Source organism: Exiguobacterium sp. s130, from assembly GCF_018619055.1.
Lineage (GTDB): Bacteria > Bacillota > Bacilli > Exiguobacteriales > Exiguobacteriaceae > Exiguobacterium_A.
In genome coordinates, this window is the sequence record NZ_JACSNI010000001.1 from 257,764 (window position 1) to 272,278 (window position 14,515).

Consider the following 14,515-nt stretch of genomic DNA (forward strand, 5'->3'; position numbering starts at 1 on the left):
CCATCCAAGCTTTTAACGTAGCACCTGTCTGTTCGAACACAAACAAAGGCAACTTCCATTGCGGAAGTTGCCTTTTTCGTCTGTGCTTATGAACGAACCGTGAGGACACAGCCTGTCTGATCCGTAACGAGCACGTTCGTATTGAAGTATTGTCCATCGCTTTTAAGGATCAACGCTTTTTTCTCCGCGTTGTAATCGAGCGTCATGTCTTGATCGAGGAAATGACTCGACCATCGTTTGACAAGAACGGGTCCGACATTCGAGTCGATCGTCATGTCTTCCGGGGTCGCTTCATCGACGAGACGAATACTGAAGATACCAGAGTTTCCGCAACCGCAACCTTCTGTATCGTAGTAGAGGTGTAGTTGACCGGATACTTCACCGCGTAATTGATTGATTCGTTCCTGAGCAGATGGTGTAAATGTGATGTTCATGGTCATTCACTCCTTTTCTCTAGTATACGCCGTTCGAATGAGAAAGGAACGTCACTTGCTCACGCTGACTCGACGGCGCATCCGTACAAGAAGGAAGATATACCCGGCTAACAATAAGACGACGCTACCGAGAACCGCCGTATCGACGAGACCGTTATCCGACTCGAAATTGATTGCGATGTACGCCCAGACGAAGACGAGCGGATAAATCGGATCGCGGTTTGCGAACATGAAGAGAAGGGCGACGATGACACCGACGACAAGCATAATCATCGTCCAACCGGCATCTCCGATTCCAAGCCACGACGTCACGCCCTCTGCGTTGATCGTCAGGAAGATGTCGGCGATCGTTGCGACCGATACCCAGCCGAGATAAAGCGAGAAAGGTAGCTTGAAGCGTAAGCCTTTCGTCTCGCGGTCGATTTTCGAGTAGATGACGATCAATGACAGCAAGAGACCAACGATGACGACGACAGATACGACGAACAATTCGAAGGTGAATGAGACAATCCAGCCAGCATTGAATAAACAGCTGATCAGGAACCATGGTCCGATTTTTTTCGCCAGTTCATGTTCCTTGAATTTTGGGATCGTTTGGAGAATCAACCAAATGAGTAAAATCGTATAGATCAATCCCCAAATCGAGAACGCATAACCAGCCGGTTTGAATAACGTAAAGATGGAGTCAGAAATCCGTCCTGTCTTTCCACCATCGAGGGCGTTCACAGCAATCGTAAAGATGAAGCCGACCCAGTTAAGCCAAATCCATTTATTTTTCAAACAAAAAACCTCCTTTATTCTCTAAAGAAGGTTTACCCAAAAATCATTTTCATTAGTCATCATGGTCGACGTGTCGGGTTCAAAAAGGACATGCCGATGGCGGGGTTTCCGGTATGTGAACCGAGAACCGGCGTTAAATCATCGATTCGGACCCGGACGTCGAACTGTGCTTCGAGTCGATTTTTCCAATCGAGCGCCAGTTCATACGCTGTCGCGTGGAACAACGAGATGTCCGTCACTTGACCGCGCTCGAGAATCAAAACAAGGTGATCAAAAATCTTCGAATAGGCTTTCTTGAACGTCCGAACGGTTTGGTATGGAACGATCTTTCCTTCTTCGAAGTGGAACAACGGACGGAGTTGCAACAAGTTACCGACGAATGCCTTCGTCGAGGAGATCCGTCCACCGGCTTGCAATTGATCGAGGTTCGCGACAGTGAATTCGATATGGTGGTCGAAGCGACGCTCCAGAATGATCTGTTCGACGGATTCAATCGAGTGTCCCGCTTCGACGAGCTCCATTGCCTCTGCTAAGAGCTGACCAGCCGGATAAATCCCACAACGAGAATCAATCGCGATCAAGCGGAAGCCGGCAATTTCTGCGCCTTGGACGGAAGCGTTGTACGTTCCGCTCAGTTCACTCGACAGGTGGACAGCAAAACCGATGTCGTAATCTTCTTTTAGTCGTTCGTAGTGTTCGGTAAAACTACCGATGGAAGGTTGACTCGTCGTCACTTTATGTTTTGCATCAATCCAGCTATAGACGGTTTCCGCATTTACATCGACCCCATCGATGAAACTTTCGCCATCCTTCATGACGAGTAAAGGGACAACCGAGAGATCGTCGCGCTTTGCGATCGTATCCGGTAAAATCGTCGTACTATCAGTGATCCAAGCAATCCGCATTACAAGTTCCTCCTAAATTTAGTACCTGATAATAATTGTAGGTGTAAGCGTTCTCGCTGTCAAATGAACATTAAAAAATATCAAACGTTTTAGTTGATTAAATAATGAAATACGCTATAATCGGTACGTGATTAGTAAACTTTTAGTCATCTTATACTAAACTAAGCCGATGAGAGGAGGACGTCGATTGTACTCAATCGGACAAAAAATCAAGAACCTCCGTCTTCAAAAGGGATTGACGCAAGAGGAACTCGGGGAAAGAACAGACCTGAGTAAAGGGTACATCTCGCAACTCGAACGGGAAATCAGTTCCCCATCGATCGAGACACTGTTTCATCTCCTTGAAGTCCTTGGCATCTCACCGAAGGATTTCTTTGATGAGGACGCACTCAATCAAAAAGTCGTCTATGGAGAAGAAGATGTCACAACATATGCGGACGAAGAACAAGGGTATCATGTCACATGGCTCATTCCGGAATCGAATGAAAAAGAGATGGAACCGGTCCTGCTGACACTTGCGCCAGGGGGAGCCTTCAAGACGTATGAACCGTCGGGGGCGGAAACATTTGTCTATGTGCTCGCGGGGAACGTCACATTGATGCTCGGACGTCAGACTTTTTTAGCGAAGCAAGGGGAGACACTTTACTATAAGGCTTCAGAAATTCATCAATTACGCAATGAGTCAATGCAAGAGACAAAGGTCCTCGTGACCGCAACCGACTCATACCTATAAAGGAGGAACTAGATTGGCAGATACTACGATCATTCAATTCAAGGACGTCACGAAACGTTATGACGATCAGACCGTTCTTGATCAAGTCAGCTTTGAAATCGAACGCGGAAAGTTTTATACGTTACTCGGACCGTCGGGGTGCGGAAAAACGACGATCTTACGACTTATCGCCGGTTTTTCGGAAGCGACAGAGGGAGACATTATCTTCGACGGGAAACGGATCAATGATGTGCCGGCGAACAAACGTCAAGTTAATACCGTTTTCCAAGATTACGCACTGTTCCCACACTTAAATGTCTTCGAAAACATTGCTTTTGGTCTTCGGATCAAGAAGGTGAAGGAAGCGGAAATCGCACAACGTGTGACCGATGCATTGAAGTTCGTCAACTTGTCCGGTTATGAGAAACGGGAAATCACCGAGATGTCGGGTGGACAACGGCAGCGTGTCGCGATTGCCCGGGCAATCGTCAATGAACCGGAAGTCATCTTGCTTGATGAGCCGCTCTCGGCACTCGACTTGAAATTGCGGACAGAGATGCAATATGAGCTCCGCGACTTACAACGTCGCCTTGGAATCACGTTCATCTTCGTCACACACGACCAAGAAGAGGCACTCGCGATGTCAGATGAAATCTTCGTTCTCAATCACGGCGTCATTCAACAATCGGGAACGCCGACAGATATTTATGATGAACCGATCAACCGCTTCGTCGCGGACTTCATCGGCGAGTCGAATATCATTCCTGGACGTATGATCGAAGATTATCGAGTTTGGTTCGCAGAAAAAGAATTCGAATGTGTTGACCGCGGTCTTGAGCTGAACGAACCGGTCGAAATCGTCATTCGTCCCGAGGATCTTGAAATCACGAACGTGACACAAGGAAAACTAAAGGTTACGGTCGACTCACAGTTGTTCCGTGGGGTGCACTATGAAATCGCCTGTATGGATGAAGTCGGAAACGAATGGCTCGTCCACAGTACGAAAAAAGCGACGGTTGGTGAACAAATCGGTCTGACGTTTGATCCGGAAGCGATCCACGTCATGCGATTGAACGAGACGGAAGAAGAATTTGATAAGCGTCTGGAATCCTACGACGGGGTGTTATGATGCAGAAATCACGTAACTGGTATCTCATCCCGTATCTATTCTGGATCGCCTTATTCGTCATCGCACCAATTGTGCTCGTCGTCTATTATTCATTCCTTGATCTTGATGGCAATTTCTCATTTGAGAACTACCGGAACTTCTTCACATCGACGTATCTAACGATGACGCTTAGTTCGTTCTGGTATGCCTTTTTGATCACCTTGTTTTCACTCTTGATCGGTTATCCGACGGCTTATTTGCTGACGAAGACGAAACATAAACAACTTTGGCTGTTGCTCGTCATCTTGCCGACGTGGATCAACTTATTGTTGAAGACCTACGCCTTCATCGGATTGTTCAGTACGTATGGTCTCGCAAATCAAACGCTTGAAGCGATCGGAATCGGACGGAAGCAAATCCTGTTTACCGATTTCAGTTTTGTCTTCGTCTCGGTTTACATTTTCATTCCGTTCATGATCCTACCGATCTTTAACGCGATAGAAAAACTGAGCCCATCTCTCGTCTTCGCGGCACGTGATCTCGGAGCTTCGAATTTCACGACATTCCGTCGTGTCGTCTTTCCGTTGACACTTGACGGTGTGAAATCAGGCTGTCAGCTTGTCTTCATTCCGGCATTGTCACTGTTCATGATCACGCGTTTGATTGCCGGGAACCGCGTCATTACGCTCGGTACGGCGATTGAACAGCAATTCCTCGTGACACAGAACTGGGGCATGGGCGCTACGATTGCCGTCTTCCTCATCATCGCGATGGCAATCATCCTTGCCTTGACAAGTACGAAACGGAAGAAAGGAGCGACGACTTGATGAAACGTCTGAAACTAGCAAATCTTTATTTGATCGGTGTCTTCATCATTTTGTATGCTCCGATTTTCTATCTCGCATTCTATTCGTTCAACAGCGCTGATAACATGACGAACTTCGATTCGTTCACGTGGGATTGGTACAAGGAAGTCTTCCAAGATTCACGCTTGTTGATCATCGTCTTGAACACACTCGTCATCGCGTTGTTGTCAGCTGCAATCTCGACGATTCTCGGAGTATTCGGAGCGATCGGGATCCAGGCGGTCCGCAAGAAACGTGTCGAGACGTCGTTGTTGACACTCAACAGTATCTTGATCGTCAGCCCTGATGTCATCATCGGAGCATCGTTTCTGATCTTCTTTACGATGCTTGGAATCCAGCTTGGCTTTACGTCAGTCTTACTCTCTCATATCGCATTTTCGGTACCGATCGTCGTCATTCTCGTCTTGCCGAAATTACAGGAGATGAGTCCAACGCTCGTCGATGCGGCGCGTGACTTAGGCGCGAGTCGCTGGGATGTCTTAACGAAGGTCGTCTTGCCGTACATCACACCCGGTATCTTTGCTGGATTCTTTACGGCATTGACGTATTCACTTGACGATTTTGCGGTGACATTCTTCGTGACAGGAAACGGCTTTACGACGTTATCTGTCGAAATCTACTCACTTGCCCGCCAAGGGATTTCGATGAAGATCAATGCGTTGTCGACCGTCATCTTCTTGTTTACATTCCTGCTCGTCATCGGCTACTACTTCTTGAACCAACGAGCTGCTACGAAGCTTTCGCGACCGGAGGTGAAATGACCGTTGAAAAAATTGATTCAATTATTCGTCGCGATTTTCTTGATCTCGGGTGTCATCCTATTCACCTTGAATCAGTTAAACGAGACACAAGGGTATTCAGGTAAGAATGTCCTGAACATTTATAACTGGGGCGATTATATCGATCCGGCACTGATCAAACAGTTCGAAAAAGAGAGCGGCATCAAGGTCGTCTATCAGACATTCGACTCGAATGAAGCGATGTTGACGAAAATCGAACAGGGAGGAACGACGTATGATATCGCCGTCCCATCCGACTATGCGATCGCAAAGATGATCGATGAGAAGCTCGTCCTGCCGATTGATCATCAAAAAATCCCGAATCTCAAAAATATTGATTCACGTTTTTTGGATCTATCCTTTGATCCAAAAAATAAGTATTCGATTCCGTATTTTTGGGGAACGGTCGGTATCGTCTACAACAAAGACTTGATCGGAAAAAAACCGACGAGCTGGAAGGATCTATGGGATCCGAAGCTGAAGAACCAGATTCTACTTGCCGATGGTGCGCGTGAAGTGATAGGTATGAGTTTGAACAGTCTCGGTTATTCCTTGAATGAGACGGATGAGTCGAAGCTACAGGAAGCAAAGGCGAATCTGATGCGTTTGACGCCAAATGTCAAAGCGATCGTCGGGGACGAAATCAAGTTATTGCTTGCGAACGAAGAAGCAGGACTTGGTGTCGTCTGGTCTGGAGATGCGAACGAGATCATGAGTGAGAACGACAAACTTGACTACGTCATTCCAAAAGAAGGCTCAAACGTCTGGTTCGATAATATCGTCATTCCAAAGACAGCTAAAAACGTCAAGGGAGCAAATCAGTTCATCAACTTCATGTTACGCCCAGATATTTCAGCGAAAAATGCGGACTACGTCGGTTATTCGACACCGAACAAAGAAGGCTTAAAGTTACTCGACAAGTCGGTTCGGACGGATAAACGATTCTATCCTGATAAACAAGTCACTGATACGCTTGAAGTCTATGAGAACCTCGGGAAGAAGATGCTCGCGCATTACAATGAGTTGTTCTTAGAGTTTAAGATGCATAAGAAATGAGGAAAGACCTAGTGCTAGGGGCACTAGGTTCTTTTTTTATTTCTCTTCATAAAAATAAATATAAGTTCCCAAAAAAAACTGTAAAAACCGAATAATTTTTTGAAATAGGGGAATGAGTTTATTATCAACGCCTTTTTACAGGCACCGGGGAGGACATCATCATGAAACAAGTTCTAGGAATCATCTTAACTGCCGCTCTCACTGTCAGCATCGTGTCAGGAACTTCATATAAACAGCAACCGGTCGAGGCATCAAAACAATCAGACGTCAAATGGCTTCAAGAAATTCAAACACAAGCGAAACAAGCGCGCTCACTCGATGGAAAAGTCGTACTTGAAAAAACGACACTTGCACAAGTACATAAAGCGTACAAAGGGGAAAAGAACTCCAATTGGTGTCAAAGTGGAAATGGTCTTGCTTCAGCAGATCGCTCCCTACATTACTGTTCAACGTATGGTGTGAAGGACACAAAAGCTAAAGTTAGCGCCATCGTCTATGATCCAAAGCAAATCAAACGGACGGTGACGGTCAAAGAAGCTAAAAAAGCATATCCGACAGCGAAACTCGATAAAACATTCAACGTCATGACTGTTTCCTCGAAACAGGTCAACATTTATCTAAATTTAAATTCCGACCGTACACAAGTCATGTCAATTCTAGTAAAATATAACTAACGAAAAAGGATGACCGATTCGGCCATCCTTTTTATTTAATCGTTTTATAGAGTGGTACGAGATGTGAATAGGTATTTCGAATCATTGCGAGTAATTCTTCGCGTGACAGTTGATGAACTTGTTCTGCCGGAATATGGCGACCAACAAGGAACTCTGCTTTTTTGACGTCGTGGAAACGTTGTAAACCTTTTTGAAGATCCGTCGCGTGAACAGGAACCGCGTCTTTTTTCATATGGTCATAAGAAACAACGAAATCATCCGGAAGAGTCGTCAGCAGTTCCGTATGCTGTAACAGTTTTGATGCATATTGTTGTTTGTTCGGTAACTCATAAATATAAGCGAGCCAAATGAACAAGTGATCATCAAATAGACCGACTTGGAAGTGCGGATGTTTTTTATATCCACGTTTATCGGGTGAGAATGCCATCCATGTATCTTTCGGAGGATTGACCTTCCGCCGAGCATGTTGCGCGATGTGGACATGGACATCTTCTGCTGTTGCGACCGTCAAGTCAGGTGCGACTTCTTGACCGATGTCGCGGAAGACAGGCTGAATCCGTTCACGAATCGCCTTCATCCGGGGTTCTAATCCATCAATCTGAAATGTATCAAATGCATGTTGCGTGAATGTGTTTGTCATGAAAAATATCACCTCACATCAATTGTATCAAAGGATACTATCGAAGTTCGACATTTTGCTTGAAAAGTAGAATAATGGACATATCGATTTCCATTAATGTACAAATATATACTTAAGAGGAAGGGGAATGTTTTGTGCGTCGTTTTCAACAATATCTCCTCCGAAGCTGGGTCGTTTTTTTCGTAATCGTCATTGGCATCGATCTTTTTGCGAAGTCAAAGGATTATAATCTCAGCATCGATTTGTTTACGTTCTTATTGATTACCGCCTTGTCGACGATTTTCGTCATCGATCCTGTCCGCCGTCGTCATATGAGTTTTACCTTTCATTTTGGATTTGTTCTCTTCACGTTCTTATCATATGGTTTGTTATCAGCGATTTTCGTCGGTCAACTGACGATGCTCATCTATCAGTTGCGGACGATCCATACGCCAATCGGACGTCGTCGGATGTTGCACAACTATCCGTTCAATGTCGCGCTCGAGTTGTTTCTGATCGTGCCAGCAGGTCTTGCCTATAATGCCCTAGGTGGAACACACGGAGACGCATTCCTGTTGACAGAAAACATCGTTCCGTTACTAGCGATGGTCGCGATCCTTTGGATCGTACTCTTGTTACAATACCAGTTATCTCGATTTCTTCTCGGAGAAAACATCCCGAGTGACGTCATGTTCCAGCTCTTACGCTTTGAAGCAGTCGTCATCACGGCAGAACTGTTATATGGGATCTTCAGTACACTCGTCGTCCAAGGGAATGGGAATAGTGGACTCGTCATGGCAGCATTTGCATTGTTCATCATCAAACGAGCACTCGGGAGTTCGGTCGAAGCGTCTGATCGTATCGAACATTGGGAGCAAATCGAGCGATTGAAAGAAGCAGCTTGGAAGGACGGCGATGCACAGTTCATCATCGAGCGGTATCTGCGACAGCTCAACCAATTCGTCAAACCGGATATCGCTTGGATTAAGTTTGATTTTGAAGAAGGCAAGCAGACTGTCTACTATTCGTTGAAGGATGGACGAAAGTTAAAAGCAGATCATGTCGAAGGACGAATCATTGAAGATATCATCGAAAAAGAAGAAGTCCTTCTTTACGGCATGCAACAAGAGTGGGATATTCGTCTGTACGATTGTCTGCCAGAAGAAACACAATCTGTCCTCTTCATCCAACCGGAGGCGACGGAGACGATTAACTGCTCCTTATTCCTTGCGTCCCATGCGAGTGGAGAGTTCACGAAGGACTTCGGATACGAGTTATACCGTGCTTTACGTGTTCTATCGTGGGCCGTTGAACGAGCGCACGAGCGAGAACGGTTATTGACGGATAGTCGAACAGATGCGATGACAAAATTGCCAAACTATCGTGCGCTGCAAGAGTGGGGCGATCGTCGTATTAAACAACGCGATCTGTATCCGTTCTCTGCATTGATGATTGATTTGGATCACTTTAAACAAATCAATGATACGTATGGTCATGAAGTCGGAGATGTCGTTTTATTTGAAGTCGCGAAGTTATTGATGCAAGCAACACGAATCACGGATCTCGTTGCGCGTTATGGGGGAGAGGAATTCGTCATCTTGCTACCAAATACGGATCTTGATTCCGCACAAATCGTTGCAGAACGGATTCGTGAGACGTTACATGCGCATCCTATTTTAGTTGAAGGTCACACCCTTCAAATCACAGCAAGTATCGGAATCGATACGTTAAAGGAACTTGGGGATCTTGCGAGTCTGATTCGAAATGCGGACCGGGCGATGTACGTCGGTGCCAAGTTCCAAGGACGCGATCGTGTCGCATCGTATCAGGAGTGGAAAGAGAAGGTCATTTAAAGAAGCGAATAGAAGGTGGCGGATGCGTCACCTTCTTTTTTGATGTAAAAAATCCTTCCAGTTCAAATGAACGAGAAGGATTGAAGAAGGTATAAGTTCATTGGGCTTGTTGTTTACTAAGGCGAATCTCGTTTTCGATCGCATGGATCGCGGCTGACCAAGACCCATAGCGATGAAGTAAGGCTTTCGTCGATGGTTTGTTGTTTCGCTTTGCCCATTCTCGATATGCTTCAAAGGAGAGGGAGAAGCCAACTTCTTCGATTGCTTGACGCAGGGAAGCAGCAAGTTCAGCTTTTGAATAGGTGACACTTGCTTCGAGTCCTGCTGCGGTACAAGCGTCATGCCATGAACCGAACATCTTGACGATGTGATAGTGACTCGGGGCATGATGGACGGATTTACGCCACATTTGATACTTTTTGAGCGTGATCGTCGAGCCGACGTCTTGTGCATACCGTTCGAATGACTTTAAGATCTCGTCTTTCGTGTATTTAGGTGCCCGCTCGAGTTCCTCCGGCTGTTGATCGACATTCCACTCGTATCCAGCAGCCGATAAGGCTTCTGGCCATGAACCGAATTGACGAATGATGTTTTCTGGCTGAGGCCAGTCATTCGCGAGAGCATAACGGCGATAGACAGTGCGGCGTGGACGATCCTGGATGAGTTCACCGACCGCACGGATGGCTTCAATCATCTCAAGCTGCTCTTCTGTATAACTCTGTTGACTCGTAAGTACACGTTGCTTCATGAGTGAGTCCTCCTTCCTAGTTCGATGTAATATTGAGGCAAAAGTCCTCTGTATTAGATATATCGGTACATTTCCATTAATTATGAATAATTCCCGCAAAATATTGTAAATAAAGTGAATCGGATTCTTTGCTTAGTATAAATGGAAGTCATGGAAATGAAAACAGAATGACACGAAATTTTAATTCTATTCAGAAAAATAGGACAAACGGCTCATATGGAAAAAAAGACCAGACACGCTCGTCAGCGAATCTGGTCTTCGGGTATAACTTATTTTCCTTCAATGGAAGCCCATTTGTACGAAGTATCGGCACCAACTTTGTGGTTGACGATTCCTTTGACATACGGTTTACGTAGGAAGGATGCTCCACGTTGGTACATGACTGAGATGGCTTGATCATCTTCAAGGAGTGTTTTCTCAGCATCTTTCAGTGACTGCCAACGTTTCGCTGCATCGACTTCTTTTTGAGCCGATTTGATGAGCGAATCATACTTATCGCTTGTGTATTTACCACGGTTGTATGGCCCACCCGTTACCCACATATCGAGGAACGTCATCGGATCCTGGTAGTCAGGTCCCCATCCTGCGAAGGATAGTTCGAACTCACCTTTTGATTCAAGATCCAATTTGTTTTTGAACGGTTGTTGTTTGATCGTGACTTCAAGACCTGGGAGGTTTTTCTCCCACTCGCCTTTGAGGTACTCAGAGATTTTCTTCGAGTTGTCATCATCGTACGAAAGAAGCTCGAGTTTCACCGATTTCTTACCGACTTCTTTGAGACCTTTTTCGAACGATGCTTTGGCTGAAGAAGCGTCGTATGAACCGAAGCCTTCGTTTCCGTCACGGAAGTCTTTACCGTCTGGACCTTTTGCGAAGTCTTTTGGTACGTAGTAGTATGCAGGGATCGAACCGTTGTTCAAGAGGACTTTCGCCATCTGCGCTTTATCGTATCCCGAATCGATCGCTTTACGGATATCCTTGTTTTTCAAGAGTTCATTCTTGAAGTTCATTTGGATGTAGTACATTGATGCATCAAGACGCGTATCGAACTCTTTGCTATCTTTGTACTGATCAACGAACTCACTCGTCAGACCGACTTGGTCGACATCACCTTTTTCGTAAAGGTTGACGCTCGTTGAGACTTCCTTAACGATCTTGAAGTTGATGTCATCGAGCTTGACGTTGTCTTTATCCCAGTATTGGTCGTTCTTCTTAAAGCTCCAGCCGACTTCCGTCTTCCAATCCGAGAGAGTGAATGGTCCGTTGTAGAGGAATGTATCCGGCTTCGTCGCAAAGTTTTTCCCTTGTTTTTCGACGAATTCTTGCTTGAGCGGCATGAATGAACCAAAACCAGTCAATGATTTGAAGTATTCAGCCGGTTGCGTCAACTTGACTTCGAGTGTTTTGTCGTCGACCGCTTTAACTGCAACGTCATCTGCTTTCCCTTTACCCGTGTTGTACGCTTCCGCACCATCGATGATATACATGATATACGCATATTGCGAACCGCTCTTCGGATCGAGGACGCGTTTCCACGCATATTCGAAGTCTTTTGCTGTGACATCGCTGCCATCCGACCATTTTGAATCACGAAGTTTGAACGTGTATGTAAGTCCATCTTCCGAAACATCCACACTCTCAGCAACACCTGGTGTCGCTTCTTGATTCTCGTCAAGACGGAACAGACCTTCTTGAACGTTGTTCAATACCGTGAAGGATACAGAGTCCGTTGCGACTGTCGGGCTAAGAGCCGGAATGTCTGAACCGCTCGTTAAGTTCAAGACTTGTTTGTCTGAAGTTTTGTCGCCTGACGTCGAGCCGCCTTCTTTTTTACCTTCATCTGTCGTCGAACATGCCGCAAGACTTGATCCAGCGATTGTCAGTGCTCCGACGAGTGCGAGTGCCTTTTTCTTCTTCATAAAGTAAATCCCTCCCAAAAGAAATAGATATATATGGTGAAACGATAAGAACCGATAGGATAGCGATCCGGTGTCCGACTAAAAATAAGAGGGGTCATCGCCTTTTATTCTTAAGCTATGGAAAGCACCGGATCAACTTGTTATCAATAATAAATACAATATTCAGAAAAATCAATAGGATATTTTCAGATTATTTCAAAATCATTAAAATTGTGTGTGATACCAACGTTTCCTTACATGAAATTATTTTTATGTAAGGATAAAATTAGAAATATTAATAATCTGCACATACAAAAAGAACCAGTTGGATGATTCAACTGGTTCTTCGAATTATTTCCGTTCTTGTACGTATTGAAGTGCTTCTGCGACATGATCTTTTACTTTCACACTACGCCATTCCTTGACGATTTCACCGGATTCATCAATTAAGAAAGTCGAGCGTACGATTCCATAATATTCCTTACCGTAGTTCTTCTTTAATTGCCAGACGCCATATTGTTCACAGACTTCGTGATCGACATCTGATAACAATTGAAACGGTAATTCGTATTTCGCGATAAAGTTCTGATGACGCTTCTGGCTATCGGCGGAGACGCCGAGAATGACGGTGTTGTTCTCTTCAAAAGCTTGCGTCGCATCTCGGAAATCACATGCCTCGGTCGTACAACCCGGCGTTGAATCCTTTGGATAGAAATAAAGTACGACTTTTTTTCCACGATAATCCTCAAGGGAGATTGGTTCTCCTTGTGCATTTGGAAGGGTGAATGTTGGTGCTTGCATGAAAAATTCCTCCTTATCCTAATTCCATGTTTAATTGATCCGCATATTTTTCAAGCTTCTTTTGAAGGCTTTCTTTTAACGGATCGAGTGCGATCAAGTACTTCTCATAATCCGTACCGGCTTTCGCCGTCTTCATGAGGAGAGGCTGTTCGTCCTCATACCAATCCGCATAGTCTTGATAGTAATCAACGAGCGTCTCTGGGTTTCCTTCATTCTTCAGCGCCTCACCGTAAATCATCAGAATGTTACTGTTCATCTCAAGCGCCATATAATCCGTTTGTGCATTGATGCGAGAGAAGACGGCATCCTGTTCTTTTTCATCCGTTTTCCCGATTTCGTCTGCTGCTTTCGCATTGACACCATACTCATCGGCGTTAAACCCAGTGAATAGGTCACCAAGCGTCGAGAAGACGGCCGGGTCGAACGTCGTCGGTGTCAGAACGATCTTCCATTCATCGTCTTTCTTCAATAACAGCTTCGATCCGCGGTTCGGGAGAATGGATCCCTTCGCATCCTTGAATTCATGGATGATATAAGCGACGTCACCCTTTTGGAACGACTTGACGATTTTACCGGGAATGACGTTCAAGTTCTTCGCACCAACGGCGAGGGGTTCAAGTTGTTTTGCGTCACCTGTATATTCAATCGATGCGAGGTCTTTCGCATCTGCTCGTCCCGATTGACCGAGCGTTTTTTCATAGGTTTGATAGATATCGAGAACGGCTTGTTCAGCCTTCTGTTGTTTCGTTTCCGTCGTCTTCGGGGATTTGGTATTTGTAGAAGACGGGGAATCGTTTCCGCAACCGACGAGTACGAGACTGGTCGCAAGCAACACTACGAGCGATCGTTTCATTCGAATTCCTCCTAGATGGGTGTTCCGTGATGATTTCATAGCTAATCTTGTCTCTACCATACAGGAAATTCGCTTTTTTGAGTAGGATATCGGTACACTAAACGAAAGGGGAGTGATAGGTATGAAAATTCATATTACAGACGAGGCATTGCAATACTTTAAAAATGAGATGGAAGCACAATCGGGCGATACGATTCGCTTTTTCGCAAAATATGGTGGATCAACGGATTTAACGCAAGGTTTCTCCGTCGGCGTTCATATGGAAGAAGTCGAACGGGCAGCGGTCGAGGAAGTCGTCGACGGTATTCATTTCGTCGTATCTGACCAAGATGACTGGTTATTCCAAGGACAAGACGTCAAAGTCTCGATCGAAAACGAAGAGATTGTTTTTTCACAAGCGAAGGAATGATAGAGGAACGAGGAGAGACC

16 protein-coding genes are annotated in these 14,515 nt (G+C 45.3%); 8 read left to right on the forward strand and 8 right to left on the reverse strand.

The features are described from left to right. Positions 1-86 precede the first annotated feature (86 nt). The 3 genes from HZS85_RS01280 to HZS85_RS01290 are packed head-to-tail and all read right to left on the reverse strand — an operon-like array spanning position 87 to position 2,119. Positions 87-434 carry an iron-sulfur cluster biosynthesis family protein gene (locus tag HZS85_RS01280; RefSeq protein WP_035410282.1) on the reverse strand — a complete coding sequence of 116 codons (348 nt, stop codon included), beginning with the start codon at positions 432-434 and terminating at the stop codon, positions 87-89. Between the two features lie 51 nt (positions 435-485). After that, positions 486-1,214 carry a tryptophan-rich sensory protein gene (locus HZS85_RS01285; RefSeq protein WP_214852355.1) on the reverse strand — a complete coding sequence of 243 codons (729 nt, stop codon included), beginning with the start codon at positions 1,212-1,214 and terminating at the stop codon, positions 486-488. 59 nt (positions 1,215-1,273) lie between these two features. Beyond that, complete coding sequence (locus tag HZS85_RS01290; protein ID WP_214852357.1) at positions 1,274-2,119, reverse strand: DegV family protein; 846 nt, start codon at positions 2,117-2,119, stop codon at positions 1,274-1,276. A gap of 169 nt (positions 2,120-2,288) precedes the next feature. Between HZS85_RS01290 and HZS85_RS01295 the strand changes: the two genes are divergently transcribed. The 6 genes from HZS85_RS01295 to HZS85_RS01320 all read left to right on the forward strand — a co-directional run bounded on the left by HZS85_RS01295 (position 2,289) and on the right by HZS85_RS01320 (position 7,314). Beyond that, the gene (locus HZS85_RS01295; protein WP_214852359.1) at positions 2,289-2,852 is read left to right on the forward strand and encodes a helix-turn-helix domain-containing protein; all 564 of its coding nucleotides are present in this window, start codon (positions 2,289-2,291) and stop codon (positions 2,850-2,852) included. A 13-nt stretch (positions 2,853-2,865) separates the two neighbouring features. Continuing rightward, on the forward strand, positions 2,866-3,960 hold the full coding sequence (locus HZS85_RS01300; protein ID WP_035410273.1) for an ABC transporter ATP-binding protein: 1,095 nt from the start codon (positions 2,866-2,868) through the stop codon (positions 3,958-3,960). Beyond that, a complete protein-coding gene (locus HZS85_RS01305; RefSeq protein ID WP_081780411.1) occupies positions 3,960-4,766 on the forward strand; it encodes an ABC transporter permease in 807 nt (268 codons plus the stop codon). The genes HZS85_RS01300 and HZS85_RS01305 overlap by 1 nt, the downstream gene beginning before the upstream one ends. Next, entirely contained in the window at positions 4,766-5,566 is an 801-nt protein-coding gene (locus HZS85_RS01310; RefSeq protein ID WP_035410268.1) for an ABC transporter permease, read from the forward strand. The genes HZS85_RS01305 and HZS85_RS01310 overlap by 1 nt, the downstream gene beginning before the upstream one ends. Before the next feature lie 3 nt (positions 5,567-5,569). Next, positions 5,570-6,640, forward strand: a complete 1,071-nt coding sequence (locus HZS85_RS01315; RefSeq protein WP_214852361.1) for an ABC transporter substrate-binding protein — start codon at positions 5,570-5,572, stop codon at positions 6,638-6,640. Between the two features lie 161 nt (positions 6,641-6,801). Further along, positions 6,802-7,314, forward strand: a complete 513-nt coding sequence (locus HZS85_RS01320) for a hypothetical protein (protein ID WP_035410262.1) — start codon at positions 6,802-6,804, stop codon at positions 7,312-7,314. A gap of 31 nt (positions 7,315-7,345) precedes the next feature. Here the strand turns inward: HZS85_RS01320 and HZS85_RS01325 are convergent, their stop codons facing one another. Then, the gene (locus HZS85_RS01325; RefSeq protein ID WP_214852363.1) at positions 7,346-7,954 is read right to left on the reverse strand and encodes a YktB family protein; all 609 of its coding nucleotides are present in this window, start codon (positions 7,952-7,954) and stop codon (positions 7,346-7,348) included. 134 nt (positions 7,955-8,088) lie between these two features. Between HZS85_RS01325 and HZS85_RS16945 the strand changes: the two genes are divergently transcribed. Further along, positions 8,089-9,786 carry a GGDEF domain-containing protein gene (locus tag HZS85_RS16945; RefSeq protein WP_214852365.1) on the forward strand — a complete coding sequence of 566 codons (1,698 nt, stop codon included), beginning with the start codon at positions 8,089-8,091 and terminating at the stop codon, positions 9,784-9,786. 97 nt (positions 9,787-9,883) lie between these two features. On the opposite strand, the gene HZS85_RS01335 is transcribed toward HZS85_RS16945, so the two are convergent. The 4 genes from HZS85_RS01335 to HZS85_RS01350 all read right to left on the reverse strand — a co-directional run bounded on the left by HZS85_RS01335 (position 9,884) and on the right by HZS85_RS01350 (position 14,086). After that, positions 9,884-10,534: a homing endonuclease associated repeat-containing protein gene (locus HZS85_RS01335; RefSeq protein WP_214852367.1), complete on the reverse strand. Its 651-nt coding sequence runs from the start codon at positions 10,532-10,534 to the stop codon at positions 9,884-9,886. Positions 10,535-10,803: 269 nt separating this feature from the next. After that, the gene (locus HZS85_RS01340; RefSeq protein WP_214852369.1) at positions 10,804-12,453 is read right to left on the reverse strand and encodes a peptide ABC transporter substrate-binding protein; all 1,650 of its coding nucleotides are present in this window, start codon (positions 12,451-12,453) and stop codon (positions 10,804-10,806) included. 330 nt (positions 12,454-12,783) lie between these two features. Next, positions 12,784-13,233 carry a thioredoxin-dependent thiol peroxidase gene (gene bcp, locus HZS85_RS01345; RefSeq protein WP_056063163.1) on the reverse strand — a complete coding sequence of 150 codons (450 nt, stop codon included), beginning with the start codon at positions 13,231-13,233 and terminating at the stop codon, positions 12,784-12,786. Between the two features lie 13 nt (positions 13,234-13,246). After that, positions 13,247-14,086, reverse strand: coding sequence for a hypothetical protein (locus HZS85_RS01350; protein ID WP_214852375.1), 840 nt, complete (start codon positions 14,084-14,086; stop codon positions 13,247-13,249). A gap of 121 nt (positions 14,087-14,207) precedes the next feature. On the opposite strand from HZS85_RS01350, the gene HZS85_RS01355 reads away from it, so the two are divergent. Continuing rightward, positions 14,208-14,495 carry a HesB/YadR/YfhF family protein gene (locus tag HZS85_RS01355; protein WP_035410238.1) on the forward strand — a complete coding sequence of 96 codons (288 nt, stop codon included), beginning with the start codon at positions 14,208-14,210 and terminating at the stop codon, positions 14,493-14,495. Positions 14,496-14,515 lie beyond the last annotated feature (20 nt).

What these genes read in the sequence shown, in the direction of transcription:
- HZS85_RS01320 (WP_035410262.1), top strand. Translation starts at nt 6,802, where the DNA reads ATGAAACAAGTTCTAGGAATCATCTTAACTGCCGCTCTCACTGTCAGC.
- HZS85_RS01280 (WP_035410282.1), bottom strand. Translation starts at nt 434, where the DNA reads ATGAACATCACATTTACACCATCTGCTCAGGAACGAATCAATCAATTA.
- HZS85_RS01325 (WP_214852363.1), bottom strand. Translation starts at nt 7,954, where the DNA reads ATGACAAACACATTCACGCAACATGCATTTGATACATTTCAGATTGAT.
- bcp (WP_056063163.1), bottom strand. Translation starts at nt 13,233, where the DNA reads ATGCAAGCACCAACATTCACCCTTCCAAATGCACAAGGAGAACCAATC.
- HZS85_RS01290 (WP_214852357.1), bottom strand. Translation starts at nt 2,119, where the DNA reads ATGCGGATTGCTTGGATCACTGATAGTACGACGATTTTACCGGATACG.
- HZS85_RS01310 (WP_035410268.1), top strand. Translation starts at nt 4,766, where the DNA reads ATGAAACGTCTGAAACTAGCAAATCTTTATTTGATCGGTGTCTTCATC.
- HZS85_RS01295 (WP_214852359.1), top strand. Translation starts at nt 2,289, where the DNA reads ATGAGAGGAGGACGTCGATTGTACTCAATCGGACAAAAAATCAAGAAC.
- HZS85_RS01335 (WP_214852367.1), bottom strand. Translation starts at nt 10,534, where the DNA reads ATGAAGCAACGTGTACTTACGAGTCAACAGAGTTATACAGAAGAGCAG.
- HZS85_RS01340 (WP_214852369.1), bottom strand. Translation starts at nt 12,453, where the DNA reads ATGAAGAAGAAAAAGGCACTCGCACTCGTCGGAGCACTGACAATCGCT.
- HZS85_RS01355 (WP_035410238.1), top strand. Translation starts at nt 14,208, where the DNA reads ATGAAAATTCATATTACAGACGAGGCATTGCAATACTTTAAAAATGAG.
- HZS85_RS01305 (WP_081780411.1), top strand. Translation starts at nt 3,960, where the DNA reads ATGCAGAAATCACGTAACTGGTATCTCATCCCGTATCTATTCTGGATC.
- HZS85_RS01350 (WP_214852375.1), bottom strand. Translation starts at nt 14,086, where the DNA reads ATGAAACGATCGCTCGTAGTGTTGCTTGCGACCAGTCTCGTACTCGTC.